The following is a 14,357-nucleotide window of genomic DNA, read 5'->3' as shown; positions in this document are numbered from 1 at the left end:
TAACTTTAGTATAATATAAAAAAGCTTGTAATGGAATATCCCATCACAAGCTTTTTTTATGCTGCTTTTTCTTTTGGTTTCGCCTCAATAATACCTGCATCTTGTAACATCCATTCGATATGAACGCCATATCCCGATGTTGGGTCATTTACAAAAACATGTGTTACAGCGCCAATGATTTTATCGTTTTGGATAATTGGACTACCACTCATACCTTGTACTATCCCACCGGTACTTTTCAATAGTTTGGGATCCGTAATTTGTATGACCATTCCTTTCGTTGCTGGAAACTTCTGAGGAACACTGCTAACAATCTCGATATCGAATTCCTCTATTTTCTCATCTTTAACTACGGTAAGGATTTTTGCTGGTCCTTCTTTAACTTCATTAGAAGATGCTACTGGTAATGGCTTGTTATACTTTTCGTGTGTAATTACTTCATCTAAAACCCCAAAAATACCGTATGGGGAATTTTTTGTAATGGTTCCTATTCGATCGTGTTCTGCTGAGAATTTAGCTTGTTTTTCTCCCGGAATCCCGTTATTTCCTTTTTCAATGGAAGTAACGGAGGAATTTACAATGGTACCATTATCGATCTCAATTGGTTTTTTTGTATCCATATCCGATATAATATGTCCAAGTGCACCATATTTTTTAGATATTGGATCATAAAATGACATCGTACCAATTCCTGCTGCTGAGTCGCGAATGTACAATCCAATTTTGTATTGATTGTCTTGATTATCTAAAACCGGCTGTAAAGAAGTATCCATTGTTTCTTTGCCACGTTTAAGCGTTATTTCAAGGCTTTTTTCACTTTTTCCGGCATTTTCTACATACGATTTTATGTCACTCATTTCCTTAATCGGCTCTCCGTTAATTTTCAATATGACATCTCCAACATTTATTTCTGCATCCTCTCCAGGAGATGTGGTACCATCATGACCTTTCACGAGATGGTGACCAACTACAAGTACACCAAGCGTTTGTAGCTTTACACCAATCGATTGCCCACCAGGGTATACTTGAATATCATTTAGAGCGGAACTATTTACCTGTTTTGTTGATAAAGCCGCTGTTTGTAACAACTCTGGACGAATTGGAGAACTATACGTAAGGGAGTTTTTTTCTGTTTTAGAAAGTCCGATTGTTTCTTGTTGATTAAATGCTGCAACTGCGTTCTGCTCTTCTGCATTCTTTTGACCTGGAACAAAAATAGAAAAAACAGTGAGTACAACCAAAAGAATATTGCATAGCCAGAACTGGGTTTGATTATTTTTCAATCGTGTCACTCTCCTCCTCCCAACCCACATCAAATCTTGGTTCGTAATCCTAATTTGAGCTGTAAGCGTGCTTTTTAAACTGGTGAAACCTAAGAGAAATGTGTATCATTACCTATTACTAAAAAGGGAAATCATGTATAAGTGTCTTTTCAAAGGGGATATTTAAAACCCGACTTGTTATTATTGCTAAAAAAGGCAAACAAAAAAACCGGTTTCTTTTATTTTCCGGTTTTTCAAGAATTTTATCCTTATAATTTTGATTTAAATGCAGATGCGAGCTCAAGCATTTCTTTTGCATGATCTTTCGCAGTTTCAGTTAATTTCGTTCCAGTAATCATACGGCTTAATTCCTCGATTTGTTCTGTTGCAGATAGTTCCTTAACGTTCGTTGCTGTTCGATTAGCTTTTTCCTTTTTCGCAATAAATTTATGTGTATCTGCCATAGCTGCTACCTGCGGAAGATGTGTAATGCATAGAACCTGAGAATTATTTGAGATTTGATAAATTTTTTCAGCGATTGCCTGTGCAACCCGACCACTTACTCCAGTATCTACTTCATCAAAAATAACACTTGTAACTCCTTGGTGCTTGGAGAATATGTTCTTTAATGCAAGCATAATACGAGAAAGCTCTCCACCAGAAGCTACCTTCGTTAAGTCCTTTAATGGTTCACCACGATTGGTTGAAATGAGGAAGCGAACACGATCAAATCCATTTTTGTGAAGTTTAACCTTTGTAGTACTTGCATCATCAAAAGCAATTGCAAATGTAGCTTTTTCTAGGTAAAGTCCTTTCATTTCTGCATGGATATCTTTTGTTAAACAATCAGCAGCTTTTTTTCTAATCTCATGGAGATGTTGAGCCTCAAGCATTGCATCTTTTTCGGTACCTTCAATCTGTTCAAGCAAAACGCTGAGGTGAGAATCCTTGTTTGTTATTTGTTCTATTTCTTCTTCTATTGTTGCCATATATTTTATAATTTCATTTACCGTATTGCCATATTTCCGTTTGAGTCTATTTATTTCATCTAATCTTGATTCGATTTCATTTAATCGCTCTGGATCAAATTGAAGTGTATCAATATGATTGCGCAGTTCATACGTCAGCTCTTCCAATGCAAAGTAATGATTGGAAAACTCCTCTGATTTCTCCGCGATAAAGTCATCATATTTACTATTTTCCTGCATACTAAGCTGTACTTGATTGAGCCAGTCTAGTCCTCTCTGTTCACCGTATAACGCGCGATAAGCATCATGTAATGCAGTGTGAATTCGCTCATAATTTGCGAGTGACTTTCTTTCTTCTTCCAGATGAATATCCTCGTCTGGACTAAGCTCTGCCTGTTCAAGCTCTTTCATCTGAAATTCTAATAAATCCAAACGGTGAGCTGTTTCTTGCTCATTATCATTTAATTTTTTATATCTATTTTTTAAACGAACTAACTTATCATAATGCTCCGAATATGCTTCTTTTGCTTTTGCTATCAAGAGCGGTTCATATAAATCTAAAAAATCCAAATGGTTCTCTGCATCCATTAATGATTGTGTTTCATGTTGACTATGGATATCGATTAGCGTTTTTCCAAACTCGCGTAGTATTGCGAGTGTGACTAACTTGCTATTTACACGACAAATACTTTTTCCAGACTCTGTAATAACGCGTTGCAATACCACTTGACTATCAGATATTTCAATTCCATATTGATTTCCAACAGCATATATTGGATGGGATTTATCTTCAACTGTAAATAAACCTTCAATTTCAGCTTTTTTGGCTTGATGCCTTACATATTCTACAGAACCACGTCCGCCTGCTAATAACTGGATAGCATCTATTATTATCGATTTTCCTGCACCAGTTTCACCAGTCAATACGGTAAGACCTTCATTAAACGTTATGGAAATTTGTTCGATGATTGCAAAATCACGAATAGATAGCTCTGTAAGCATGGTTCATTGCCCCCAATATCGGAAAATATTCTCTCTTTATTAATTTCATTGAAATAAAAGTCGCCATTAAAGCATATCAATAAATCGGTCTTTTATTTCTTCCGCCTGTTCTGGTGTTCTACAAATAATTAAGCATGTATCATCTCCGCAAATTGTCCCCATTATTTCTTCCCAGTCCAAATTGTCAATAAGAACACCGACAGCATGTGCATTTCCTGGTAATGTACGGAGAACAATAAAATGACTAGCATGCTCTATTTTTACAAATGCATCGATAATTAAACGTTTCAGTTTTTCTAGTGGATTGAATCGTTGGTCCGCAGGCAAACTGTATTTGTATCGATTGCTCGCAGTTGGAACTTTTACAAGATGCAGTTCCTTAATGTCTCTTGAAACCGTTGCTTGCGTAACATTGTATCCCGCTGCTTTTAATTGTGCTACCAACTCATCCTGTGTATCAATTTCATTCTCCGTAATAAGTTCTCGTATCTTAATATGTCGTTGAACTTTACTCATCGTACAGCACCTCCTTTTTACGTAACTCTGTATTCCTACGAATCGAATTCTTTAACCAATGATACATTTGTCAATTTATGCTGCGAAAAATTGATTAGTTTTCTTTTCCTTCATTTTATCAATTGTTAGGATACAGGATTTGGTGCGCATTTTCTACTGTTTTGTCAATTGAGATTGGTGCGTAATTTTCAGTTTCGGTCTCCTTCTTCCAACCGAAATGGGCCAAGAATTCAATATTCCCTTCTCCACCAGTAATTGGCGAATAGGTCAAGTTAAGTGCTTGGTATCCTTCATTCTTAGCAAAGTTGATTATTTGTGTTAAAACTTCCCGATGCACCAGAGGATCACGAACGATTCCTTTTTTCCCTACTTGTTCTTTTTTCGCTTCAAATTGTGGTTTTATTAATGCAATAACATCACTGTTTTCCGCTAACAACCCGCTAAGAACAGGAAAAATCAGCCTTAAGGAAATAAATGACACATCAATCGATGCTAGGTTAGGTGTACCATTTTTCAACATATCTGCAGTTACATGGCGAAAATTCGTTCGCTCCATGACCACAACACGTTTATCGCTTCTTAGCTTCCAGTCAAGTTGATTATAACCGACATCAATAGCATAGCTTAACCTCGCTCCCTTTTGCAGAGCACAATCGGTAAAGCCGCCAGTAGAGGAACCAATATCAATAAAAATACGATCGTTTGCGTCTATTGAAAAATAGCTTAATGCTTTTTCTAACTTCAATCCCCCGCGACCGACGTAAGGTAGCGCTTTTCCTTTGACAGTCAAGGGGATATTGATATCAACCTTCATGCCTGGCTTGTCCAGACGATGTTGCTCTGAAAAAACCTGTCCAGCCATGATCACACGCTTGGATTTGTCCAAGTTTTCAATTAGTTCTTTTTCAACTAATAATTCATCCAGCCTTTTTTTAGCCATTTCTAAAATCCTTTACTAGTAACTATTTTGTTTCATTCATTATTTAGCATTTAAATAGAGGACGACGAATAAATTCGTAGCGTCCTTCTATGGTTGACTTAATGATCTCTATTACTGAAATAATCCGTTAGATCCATCAAAACTGAATTCACTGCTCCAGCTTTTTCTAATGCATCTTTTGCTTTTTCAACATAAACTTCTTTTTGTTTCATTGCACCATCAATACCAAGTAATTTAGGATACGTACTCTTTTGATTATCCTCATCACTTCCAACTGGCTTCCCGAGTTTTTCCTCATCACCCGTCACATCTAGAATATCGTCTTGAACTTGAAAAATAAGCCCGAGATAATAAGCGAATGTTGTTAGATGCTCCAGCTGTTCATCAGTTGCTTTACCTAACATTGCTCCAGCTAGAATAGCAGATCGAACGAGTTCACCAGTTTTCAATGCATGAATTCGTTCCATTTCCTCCAGAGAAATAGGACGCCCTTCTGCTCCCATGTCAAGAATTTGTCCACCTACCATCCCTGCTGGACCACTACATACTGCTAGCATTTGGATTAGACTAACCTTTTCTTCGGCTGTAAGTAGTGAATCATTTGCAATAATCTCAAAGCTGTAGGTTAATAATGCATCGCCAGCTAGAATCGCGGTTGCCTCATCGAATACCTTATGATTCGTTGGTTTACCGCGTCTGAAATCATCATCATCCATTGCTGGAAGGTCATCATGAATCAACGAATACGTATGAATCATTTCCAATGCAGTTGCTGTAGATAGCACTTTCTCTATTTGTTGTCCATAAGCCTCATAACTGGCAAGCATAAGAATGGGACGTAATCTTTTACCGCCAGCTTCTAAGGAATATAACATGGATTCTTTTAATCGCGGATGCGTGTTTAGACTACGTAAGTAACGATTAAATTCATCTTGGATCATGTCTTTATACTTCGTTATATACTCCGAAAGGTTCGCATTCACTTGTTATTCTTCCTCCTGTAGATCGAACGGCTCCAATTCACCTTGTTCATTCATTATTTGTGTCATCTTTTCCTGAACCTGCTTTAACTTATCGCCACATATTTTAGATAAATTCATACCATCCTGATAATAATTGATCGCTTTTTCTAGAGGGACATCTCCCTCTTCTAGCTTCGACACAATTGCTTCGAGCTTATCCATCGCTTCTTCAAAAGATATTTCTTCATTTTTCATCTGTAGATCCCTCCTCAACCTCTATTACTTTACAATTTAACTGACCGTCCTGCAGGCGAACCATAATGTTGTCATTCTCCCGAACGCGATTGACAGATTTAATCATTTCGCCATTTGTTGTGTACGGTAAAGCAAATCCACGCTTCAATATTTCCAATGGGTTAACTAAGGATAATTTTTCGATTGTATTTATCAATTTTATTTCATGTTGTTTGATCGTTTGTGCCATAAAATAGTGTTGCTGTTTTAAAGCTTTGTCCAAGCTAGATTTAGCCTCCGCCAGTTGCTTTTGGGGGTGCTGTGTATGCAGTCTTTTAAAAAGATAACGAAATGCTTGGTCTTGCTCTTTACTTTGCTTTTTTATTGTACGCTGTAACTGCTCTAGCTGATTATCCAATTCCTGTTCCTTTTGTTTAATCAGTTGTTCTGGATAACGAAAAGCATAGGATTGTAAAATTCTTGCAAGATATTGTTGATGATTAACAATATCTCGTTGCATGTCTCTTATTAAGATTTTTCGAAGGGTATTGATCCGTTCCATTAGTTCCGCTTGCGATGGAACTGCAAGCTCGGCAGCACCTGTTGGTGTTGGAGCACGTAAGTCTGAAACAAAATCACTTATTGTAGTATCTGTTTCATGTCCTACGGCAGAAATAATTGGTATTTTCGATGCAAAGATCGCACGTACTACGATTTCTTCATTGAAGCTCCATAACTCCTCAATCGAGCCACCACCCCTGCCAACAATCAATGTATCAAAATGACCTTTTTCGTTTGCCGTTTCAATCGCATTTTTAATTGAAGTTGCTGCGCTTGGACCTTGTACAAGCACTGGAAGTACAGTAATTGCGCAGCGTGGATATCGACGTTTAACGGTCGTTATAATATCTCTTACCGCAGCACCTGTTGGTGATGTAATAACACCGATATGCTCTGGAAAGGATGGTACTTGTTTTTTATGAATCGGATCAAAAAGACCTTCTTTATGTAGTTTTTCTTTCAATTGTTCGAACGCTAAATAAAGTGCTCCAATACCATCGGGCTCCATTTGCCCGATGTAAAGCTGATATTGTCCGTATGCTTCATATACACTGAGCTCCCCTTTAATCAGAACGTTCATTCCATTTTCTGGCTGGAACTTCATGTTACGATTATTACCAGCGAACATCACAGCTTGTATTTTAGCTTGATCATCTTTAATTGTCATGTACATATGACCACGACTATGATGCTTAAAATTAGAAATTTCACCACGCAACCATATATTTCGTAAATGTGGGTCCGTATCCATTTTTCGCTTCAGATATTTTGTCAGTGCTGTGACTGTCAAATAGTTATCCTTCAATGTTGGACAGTCCCTTTGCAGCTTTAATCGTGTTTTTTAATAACATCGTAATTGTCATTGGTCCAACACCTCTTGGAACTGGAGTGATATAGGATGCTTTTTCCTTTGCACTTTCAAAATCCACATCACCAGTTAACGAACCGTTCTCTAAACGGTTAATCCCAACATCAATGACTACTGCTCCCTCTTTAATGTAGTCAGCAGTGATGGCATGCGCCCTTCCAATAGCGGCGATTAGAATATCTGCATTTGCTGCGAGTTCTTGAAGATTTTTTGTTCGTGAATGGCAATACGTAACTGTTGCATTTTCATTGAGCAGAAGTTGTCCCACCGGTTTACCTACAATGTTGCTACGTCCAATTACAACAGCATGCTTACCTTCAATTTTAATATTTTTTGATTTTAACATGGTAATAATGCCGTATGGTGTGCACGGAAGAAAGGTATCCTCACCAGCCATCATTTTTCCAATGTTAATTGGATGAAAGCCATCTACATCCTTATCTGGGTGTATTGCTTCAATCACTTTCTTTTCTCTAATTTGCTCTGGAAGTGGAAGCTGTACAAGGATACCATGGACTGAGGTATCTTCATTTAGCTCCTGAATCAATTGCAGCAATTCTGTTTCCGTAGTCGATGCAGGCAATTCAACTATGGAAGATGAGATGCCCGTTTCGGCAGCAGCCTTCTCTTTTCCTTTTACATACGATTTAGACGCAGGGTTATTTCCAATTAAAACAACCGTTAAATGAGGTATCAACCCTTTTTCCTTTAGAGCCTCTACCTCTGCTTTCATTTCTAGCTTTAATTCTGTTGATAAGTCTTTCCCATTGATAATTTCTGCTGTCATCCTTCCCCATCCTTTCTTAACCTACAATTTTTGATAAAACACCATTAATAAATTTACCTGATTTATCATCACCATATGTATTACCTAATTCTACCGCTTCATTGATGGATACATTGTTTGGTATATCTTCCATATAACGCAGTTCATAAGTAGCAATTCGTAAAATGGTTCGCTCTACAGAAGCAACCCGATTCAATGTCCAATTCTCAAGGTTCTCTGAAATAATCGAATCAATAGTAGATTTTTGCGCAGTAACGCCTTCTACTAATGCTTTCAAAAAAGCATCACGCTCTTCGCTTTCTAAAAACTCCTCGATAGCTTGATTTGGATCATTGTCATTTATATCTAACTGAAAAAGCAATTGGAACGCTTTTTCTCTAGCGGTATGTCGTTTCATCGTTCATAACTCCTTTATATGTGTCCGCAATTTATTATATCTCTTACAAATAATAACATGATTGATTGGTCAATGCTAGAATGTATGGAATAAATAAAGCACAGGCCTGGTAGCCTAGGCCTGTGCATGCTATCAATTATTCTTGTGCTTCTAATTCTTCTCTGCCACTCATTTGAACACCAACTACATGAACATTAATCTCTTTTAGCTCGAGTGCAGTCATGTTTGTTAATGTCTGTCTAATATTGGTTTGAAGCTTCTGTGCAACTTGCGGAATAGATACACCAAAGTTTAATATAACGTACACATCAATGGTAACTCCATCCTCTAACAGCTCCACTTTAATCCCTTTATTGTGCGCTTTTTTGCCAAACCGTTCAACTACACCAGTAGCAAAATTACCTCGCATTGCATGGACGCCATCTACCTCTGTAGCAGCAATTCCCGCAATAACCTCTATAACCTCAGGAGCAATTTCTACTTTCCCCAAAGCAGTATTGTCACTTACATTTAACAATGGTTGTTCACTCATGTTATCACTCCTAATTAGAAATAATTACTTTTCGTTTTCAAGTATAGGATGTTCTTCTAGGAAGTTCGTATTGAAATCCCCGTGTTTAAACACATCATTGCTCATAATTAAACGATGAAACGGAATCGTTGTGTGGACACCCTCGATTACAAATTCATCCAATGCACGCTTCATACGCTTAACTGCTTCTTCCCTTGTTGGGGCATGCGTAATCAATTTAGCGATCATGGAGTCATAATATGGAGGTATGTTATATCCAGAATAAGCCGCAGAATCAATCCGAACTCCTAGTCCACCAGGTGGTAAGTACATGTTAATCTCCCCAGCTGAAGGCATGAAGTTCTTAAATGGATTCTCTGCATTAATACGACATTCAATCGACCAACCGTTAAATTCGATATCCGCTTGTTCAAACGATAGCTCTTCCCCGTTTGCAATTCGAATTTGTTCTTTAATTAAATCAACGCCGGTAACCATTTCCGTAACTGGATGCTCTACTTGAATACGCGTATTCATTTCCATAAAGTAAAATTGTTTACTCGTACGATCAAAAATAAATTCAATCGTACCTGCACCAACATAGTTAACAGCTTTAGCTGCATTTACCGATGCTGCCCCCATTCTCTCTCTTATATCTGGAGTTATTGCTGGAGATGGTGTCTCTTCGATTAGTTTCTGCAATCTTCTTTGAATCGTACAGTCTCGTTCACCGAGATGCACCGTATTACCAAACGTATCTGCTATAACCTGGATTTCCACATGGCGGAAATCTTCAATGAATTTCTCAATATACACACCAGGGTTTCCGAATGCCGTTTCTGCTTCTTTTTGTGTTACTTGAATACCCTTTATAAGGTCTTCTTCCGTTCGTGCAACCCGGATACCTTTACCACCACCACCTGCAGTAGCTTTAATAATAACTGGATAGCCAATTTCAGCTGCAATTTCTTTAGCTTGTGCTTCATTTTCAATAATTCCATCCGAACCAGGAACGATTGGCACATCCGCACGCTTCATCGTTTCTCTTGCAACATCTTTTATTCCCATTTTTTGAATTGCTTCCGGAGATGGTCCAACAAAGATAATATTGCACTCCCTGCAGATTTCAGCAAAATCAGCATTCTCAGCTAAAAATCCATACCCAGGATGGATTGCGTCTACATTGGTCATTGTTGCGACACTTATAATATTTGTGAAGTTCAAATAGCTGTCTTTGCTTAATTTCGGCCCAACACAATAAGCCTCATCTGCTAGTTGAACGTGTAATGATTCTTTATCTGCTTCAGAGTATATAGCAACCGTTTCAATATCAAGTTCTTTACAAGCTCGGATAATGCGGACTGCAATCTCTCCTCTGTTAGCAATTAATAACTTCTTAATCAATTGCGACATCCCCTTACTTCTTCTTTACTCTGAATAATGGTTGACCGTATTCAACTAGTTCACCATTTTCAACAAGTACTTCTACGATTTCACCGGAGATTTCCGCTTCAATCTCATTAAATAATTTCATTGCTTCTACAATACATACGATCGTATTTGCTTCTACAGAACTCCCTTTTGTAGCAAATGGATCACTTTCTGGTGAAGAAGCAGCATAGAACGTTCCAACCATTGGAGATACAATTTCATGATCATAATTTGCTGTGTTTGTAGCAGCTGGTTGAACTTCTGGATTCACTGGTTGTTCTACTACTTGAGCTTGGGGTTTTTCTTGTACAGGTTTAGCTTGCTGGATAGCAGCATCGGAAACGATAGCTACGTTCTCATTACCTGCTTTCTTTAAAGATATACTTGCACCTTCTACTTCATAAGTAAATTCCGTAATGGAAGATTGATCGATTAGTTGAATAATCTCACGAATTTCTTGTACTTTTAACATGTTTGGCACTCCTCTTATTTTCAAGTTCATTTGCTAATTATTTGTACAATATCAAGCATTTAATATTAGGTACTAATAATTCCTCCTAACATTTTACGATAAAACATTGTAAAACATCAAGCCTTGGTTATATTTAAGTACATTTTAATAGCTACTCTACGTTTAATTATAGCAGTATTGCTGTAGCAATGCGAATTGAAAGAAGCGATAAAGTTACGAACCCTACTTCAATTGTTGACTGAGATAAGCACATAATTATAAAAAGGGAATTACTTAAAGTTGAAATTTAATAAATAAAATAAAGAAATCCAGACATAGGATTACGTCTGGATTTTACGAGTTATGAAAGAATAATTCAATGGTTCTGCTGTTGTGAATTCCTGATTGTTTTTATTTCCCTGTTGGTTGAAAGTTTACTTCTGTCTTTACTTCTTCTCCAAATTCATCACGTACCATTTGCATAATGTTTACAACTTCTGTAGCTGTCAATTCATCGACCTTCACATGTACATGTACCTTTTCTGAATCTGTGCGGACAAGAACATCCTCATAGCCCGTTGCACCAACAATTTGTTCTTCAAGTATAGCCTCTTTAGCATCTAGATTTTCTAATACATCGATTTCATTAAGTGCTTCCTCTTTTTCTTCTGCATTGGCGCTAGCTGACGCAACTACATCTGTAAGACGACTTATTCTCTTGCTACGGTCATCTTGTACTTCCATACGAATTGTTGCAAATAATTCATCTTGACCAAGGTTTGTAATATCATCAACCTCTGCATCTTCTGTCCCTTCTATATTTCCAACATCCGTTGTGGTAGAAGCTTCCTCACTAGCTGGTTGTCCATCTTCTATATATGCTAAATCATCACCATTTGGGGAAAGCATATAATAGACACTTAGCACAATCATTAAACTTAACATAGTCAAGAGCCATACCGTTTGTTTTTTTAACATACTATTTCCTCCTAGTTTTTTGGCATCACAGAAATTTTATGGGTTGGAACATCAAGAACGCGTGAAACTGCTTCAACAATTTGATTTTTGACAGAGGGCTGATCAGCTCCTTTTGCTACTACAAACACCCCCCTCACCTCAGGTTGCTTTGTTTGAACTAATAATGGCATTTCTTGATCACCTTTTCGTATTGTTACCACTTGACTGTCTTCTGTATTGTCTTCAATCTTCCTCGTTCCGCCATTTCGATCAGACTCATCGGTAATCTGCTGACCTTTCGTAGTATTTTTTTCATAAATTTGTTCACTCGTAGCATTCAGATTAACCATAACCTCTGCTTCTGTTACAAGTTGAATTTTATTAAGCATTGCAGCTAATTCTTGTCCTAAACGTTCTTCCACATGACTTATATCGGAAGAAGACATTTCTGCTGCATCATCGGCATTCGCTATGTTCTCCGTTTCTCCTTGTGGCTGAATATCAAGGTCAGGCTCGTCCTCTGATGAAAAAATATTACTGACAATAATTAGGAATACCCCTGTCAACCCTAAAATGATAAGATATCCAACTTTCTTTGATGGAGGCTTGTCTCCCTCCGTTTTTTTTGGTCGAAAGAAATTGTCTAAGTTCGATTTCATGATGTCCCTCCCTCCCAATAAATAGATACTTTCTTATCTGTTAACTCCCATACATCCATTAGCGATGCTGTAATTTCTGCTCCAACTTCTTCTTTTTCCTCTACACTTTCTTGATCATTATGCTGAGAATCAATGACTATTTCTTCAACTGTATCCACCGCTCCCTCCTCGTTCTCTAATTCCTTTATATAAACAATGACTTCTACTAAATCCTCGAAGGATAGATTTTCCACTTCTTCTTCAAATGTAAAGTCGATGCTCGTAATCTCCACTTGGAATTCCTCCTTCAAGGGGCCCTCAGCTATATTTTTCAGTTGGACAGTCATTTGTTCTAAAATATATGCATGTTGACTGTTTTGTATCTCTTTTTTTTGAAATTCTATTTGATTTTCTATATTTTCATCTTGCCGATAAGCTTGATCCAGCTGGTCAATAGACGTTTCGACAGCTTGTTCAATATCTGCATCAAATAAGTAGAATACGGGCTTTAGAAGGATCAGAATTAATATGAGTCCGACTGCCAACTTGACATACTTTTTCATCGAATCTACTGGAATAAGTAAATCAATGATTGCAGCAAGAATGATAAATAAAATAATCTGAGTTACCCATTGTATAATTACATCCATCGAACATCACCTTATCTCAGCAGGATAGTTATATTACTAGCAGAAACGATAATAACAATGGCCAATAAAAACATTAAGGACACAGCTAGTAAGCATGCAAGAATATATAAAATGTAATTGCTAATTGTATTCAAAGCTGTAATGACTGGACCGCCTCCTATTGGCTGTAGTGCTGCAGCAGCTATTTTATAGATCAATGCGACTGCCGCTATTTTTAATGCTGGAAAAAGTACTATTAGTAAAATAATCAATAATCCAGCCATACCAACAGCATTTTTCAGTACAAGCGATGCACTTAATATCGTATCTGCAGCATCTGTAAATGTTCTCCCGACTACAGGAATGAAATTTCCGGTAACAAACTTAGCCGTTTTCATTGCTAAACCGTCCTGAATAGCCGCTGCTGTACCTTGAACAGATATCACTCCTAAAAAAATGGTTAAAAATATGCCTAAAGCTCCAAGTCCAACCGTTTTAAATAGATTTGCCAGATGCGTCACCTTGTAGTTTTCACTTAAACTACTGACTATTAGTAGCATGGCCGAAAGAAACAGCAACGGTAGAATAAACGTCGAAACTAAAATTCCACTGAAATTAATAAGAAAAATGATAATTGGATGAAAGAAAGAAACGGCAATCACATTTCCAAAGCTAGCCATCATCCCTAACACAAGCGGAAGTAAAGCAATCATGAATCCTTTCATCATGTCGATTGCTTCTTGTGTATAAGATACAGCAACATAGAAGCTGTTTAGCGCAATAAAAATAAGTACCAAATAGATGACAAAATAAGCAATTTTACTGACTGCATTTCGCTCAAAGGCACTGTGCATCGTTTGTAGTATTACAGAAAACAAGGTGAGCATTATTAAGGTTCCTAATAGCTTGCCATTTGCAATTAGTTCATGAAATAAGTATTCGATAAATGCAACAATTGTATTTTTTATCGAAAAGGAATCTTGATTTTTGACAAATTCATAGATACTCGTTTTTTCAATCTCAGGTAAATAACCGCCGTAATCCTCAACTAGCTGCTCCCAATAGCTCCCTACACCATCAAGAGAGATCTCTTGAAGAATACTATCATCCATATTTATGTCATTAGCTGTAGCCGCAGAAACAGTAGCTTGTCCACTCAAGAAAAAAACAGTTCCGAGTAGAAATAGGATTATTATTTTATATGATTTCATTCACCCCGTTTGCTCCCTTCAACCAGTACAGA

The 14,357-nt window shown here is 37.3% G+C and carries 16 protein-coding genes; all 16 read right to left on the bottom strand.

Going from position 1 to position 14,357, the window contains the following annotated elements:
• Nucleotides 1-56 precede the first annotated feature (56 nt).
• Complete coding sequence (gene spoIVB, locus F1560_RS07500) at nucleotides 57-1,313, bottom strand: SpoIVB peptidase (protein ID WP_149474084.1); 1,257 nt, start codon at nucleotides 1,311-1,313, stop codon at nucleotides 57-59.
• A gap of 218 nt (nucleotides 1,314-1,531) precedes the next feature.
• Nucleotides 1,532-3,232 (bottom strand): DNA repair protein RecN, encoded by a 1,701-nt coding sequence (gene recN, locus F1560_RS07495; protein WP_149474014.1) that lies wholly within the window; start codon nucleotides 3,230-3,232, stop codon nucleotides 1,532-1,534.
• 66 nt (nucleotides 3,233-3,298) lie between these two features.
• Nucleotides 3,299-3,748: a transcriptional regulator AhrC/ArgR gene (gene ahrC / locus F1560_RS07490; RefSeq protein WP_149474013.1), complete on the bottom strand. Its 450-nt coding sequence runs from the start codon at nucleotides 3,746-3,748 to the stop codon at nucleotides 3,299-3,301.
• Nucleotides 3,749-3,866: 118 nt separating this feature from the next.
• Nucleotides 3,867-4,688 (bottom strand): TlyA family RNA methyltransferase, encoded by an 822-nt coding sequence (locus F1560_RS07485; RefSeq protein ID WP_149474012.1) that lies wholly within the window; start codon nucleotides 4,686-4,688, stop codon nucleotides 3,867-3,869.
• Between the two features lie 98 nt (nucleotides 4,689-4,786).
• Nucleotides 4,787-5,671, bottom strand: coding sequence for a polyprenyl synthetase family protein (locus F1560_RS07480; protein ID WP_149474011.1), 885 nt, complete (start codon nucleotides 5,669-5,671; stop codon nucleotides 4,787-4,789).
• A gap of 3 nt (nucleotides 5,672-5,674) precedes the next feature.
• Entirely contained in the window at nucleotides 5,675-5,905 is a 231-nt protein-coding gene (locus F1560_RS07475; RefSeq protein ID WP_149474010.1) for an exodeoxyribonuclease VII small subunit, read from the bottom strand.
• The gene (gene xseA / locus F1560_RS07470) at nucleotides 5,895-7,250 is read right to left on the bottom strand and encodes an exodeoxyribonuclease VII large subunit (RefSeq protein WP_149474009.1); all 1,356 of its coding nucleotides are present in this window, start codon (nucleotides 7,248-7,250) and stop codon (nucleotides 5,895-5,897) included. The genes F1560_RS07475 and xseA overlap by 11 nt, the downstream gene beginning before the upstream one ends.
• Nucleotides 7,240-8,100: a bifunctional methylenetetrahydrofolate dehydrogenase/methenyltetrahydrofolate cyclohydrolase FolD gene (gene folD / locus F1560_RS07465; RefSeq protein WP_149474008.1), complete on the bottom strand. Its 861-nt coding sequence runs from the start codon at nucleotides 8,098-8,100 to the stop codon at nucleotides 7,240-7,242. Before folD ends, xseA begins: the two co-directional genes overlap by 11 nt.
• 16 nt (nucleotides 8,101-8,116) lie before the next feature.
• The gene (gene nusB / locus F1560_RS07460; protein ID WP_149474007.1) at nucleotides 8,117-8,497 is read right to left on the bottom strand and encodes a transcription antitermination factor NusB; all 381 of its coding nucleotides are present in this window, start codon (nucleotides 8,495-8,497) and stop codon (nucleotides 8,117-8,119) included.
• 136 nt (nucleotides 8,498-8,633) lie between these two features.
• Entirely contained in the window at nucleotides 8,634-9,029 is a 396-nt protein-coding gene (locus F1560_RS07455; protein ID WP_149474006.1) for an Asp23/Gls24 family envelope stress response protein, read from the bottom strand.
• A gap of 24 nt (nucleotides 9,030-9,053) precedes the next feature.
• On the bottom strand, nucleotides 9,054-10,412 hold the full coding sequence (gene accC / locus F1560_RS07450; protein ID WP_149474005.1) for an acetyl-CoA carboxylase biotin carboxylase subunit: 1,359 nt from the start codon (nucleotides 10,410-10,412) through the stop codon (nucleotides 9,054-9,056).
• Between the two features lie 13 nt (nucleotides 10,413-10,425).
• Nucleotides 10,426-10,911, bottom strand: coding sequence for an acetyl-CoA carboxylase biotin carboxyl carrier protein (accB, locus tag F1560_RS07445; protein WP_149474004.1), 486 nt, complete (start codon nucleotides 10,909-10,911; stop codon nucleotides 10,426-10,428).
• A 390-nt stretch (nucleotides 10,912-11,301) separates the two neighbouring features.
• Nucleotides 11,302-11,868: a SpoIIIAH-like family protein gene (locus F1560_RS07440; protein WP_149474003.1), complete on the bottom strand. Its 567-nt coding sequence runs from the start codon at nucleotides 11,866-11,868 to the stop codon at nucleotides 11,302-11,304.
• An 11-nt stretch (nucleotides 11,869-11,879) separates the two neighbouring features.
• Entirely contained in the window at nucleotides 11,880-12,506 is a 627-nt protein-coding gene (gene spoIIIAG / locus F1560_RS07435) for a stage III sporulation protein AG (RefSeq protein WP_149474002.1), read from the bottom strand.
• Nucleotides 12,503-13,135 (bottom strand): stage III sporulation protein AF, encoded by a 633-nt coding sequence (gene spoIIIAF / locus F1560_RS07430; RefSeq protein WP_149474001.1) that lies wholly within the window; start codon nucleotides 13,133-13,135, stop codon nucleotides 12,503-12,505. The genes spoIIIAG and spoIIIAF overlap by 4 nt, the downstream gene beginning before the upstream one ends.
• A gap of 11 nt (nucleotides 13,136-13,146) precedes the next feature.
• Nucleotides 13,147-14,325, bottom strand: coding sequence for a stage III sporulation protein AE (gene spoIIIAE, locus F1560_RS07425; RefSeq protein WP_149474000.1), 1,179 nt, complete (start codon nucleotides 14,323-14,325; stop codon nucleotides 13,147-13,149).
• Nucleotides 14,326-14,357: the final 32 nt, after the last annotated feature.

Origin of the sequence: Oceanobacillus polygoni, from assembly GCF_008304605.1 — a bacterium.
GTDB classification, from domain to species: Bacteria; Bacillota; Bacilli; order Bacillales; family Amphibacillaceae; genus Oceanobacillus; species Oceanobacillus polygoni.
This window is presented reverse-complemented; position numbering and strand designations above follow the sequence as displayed.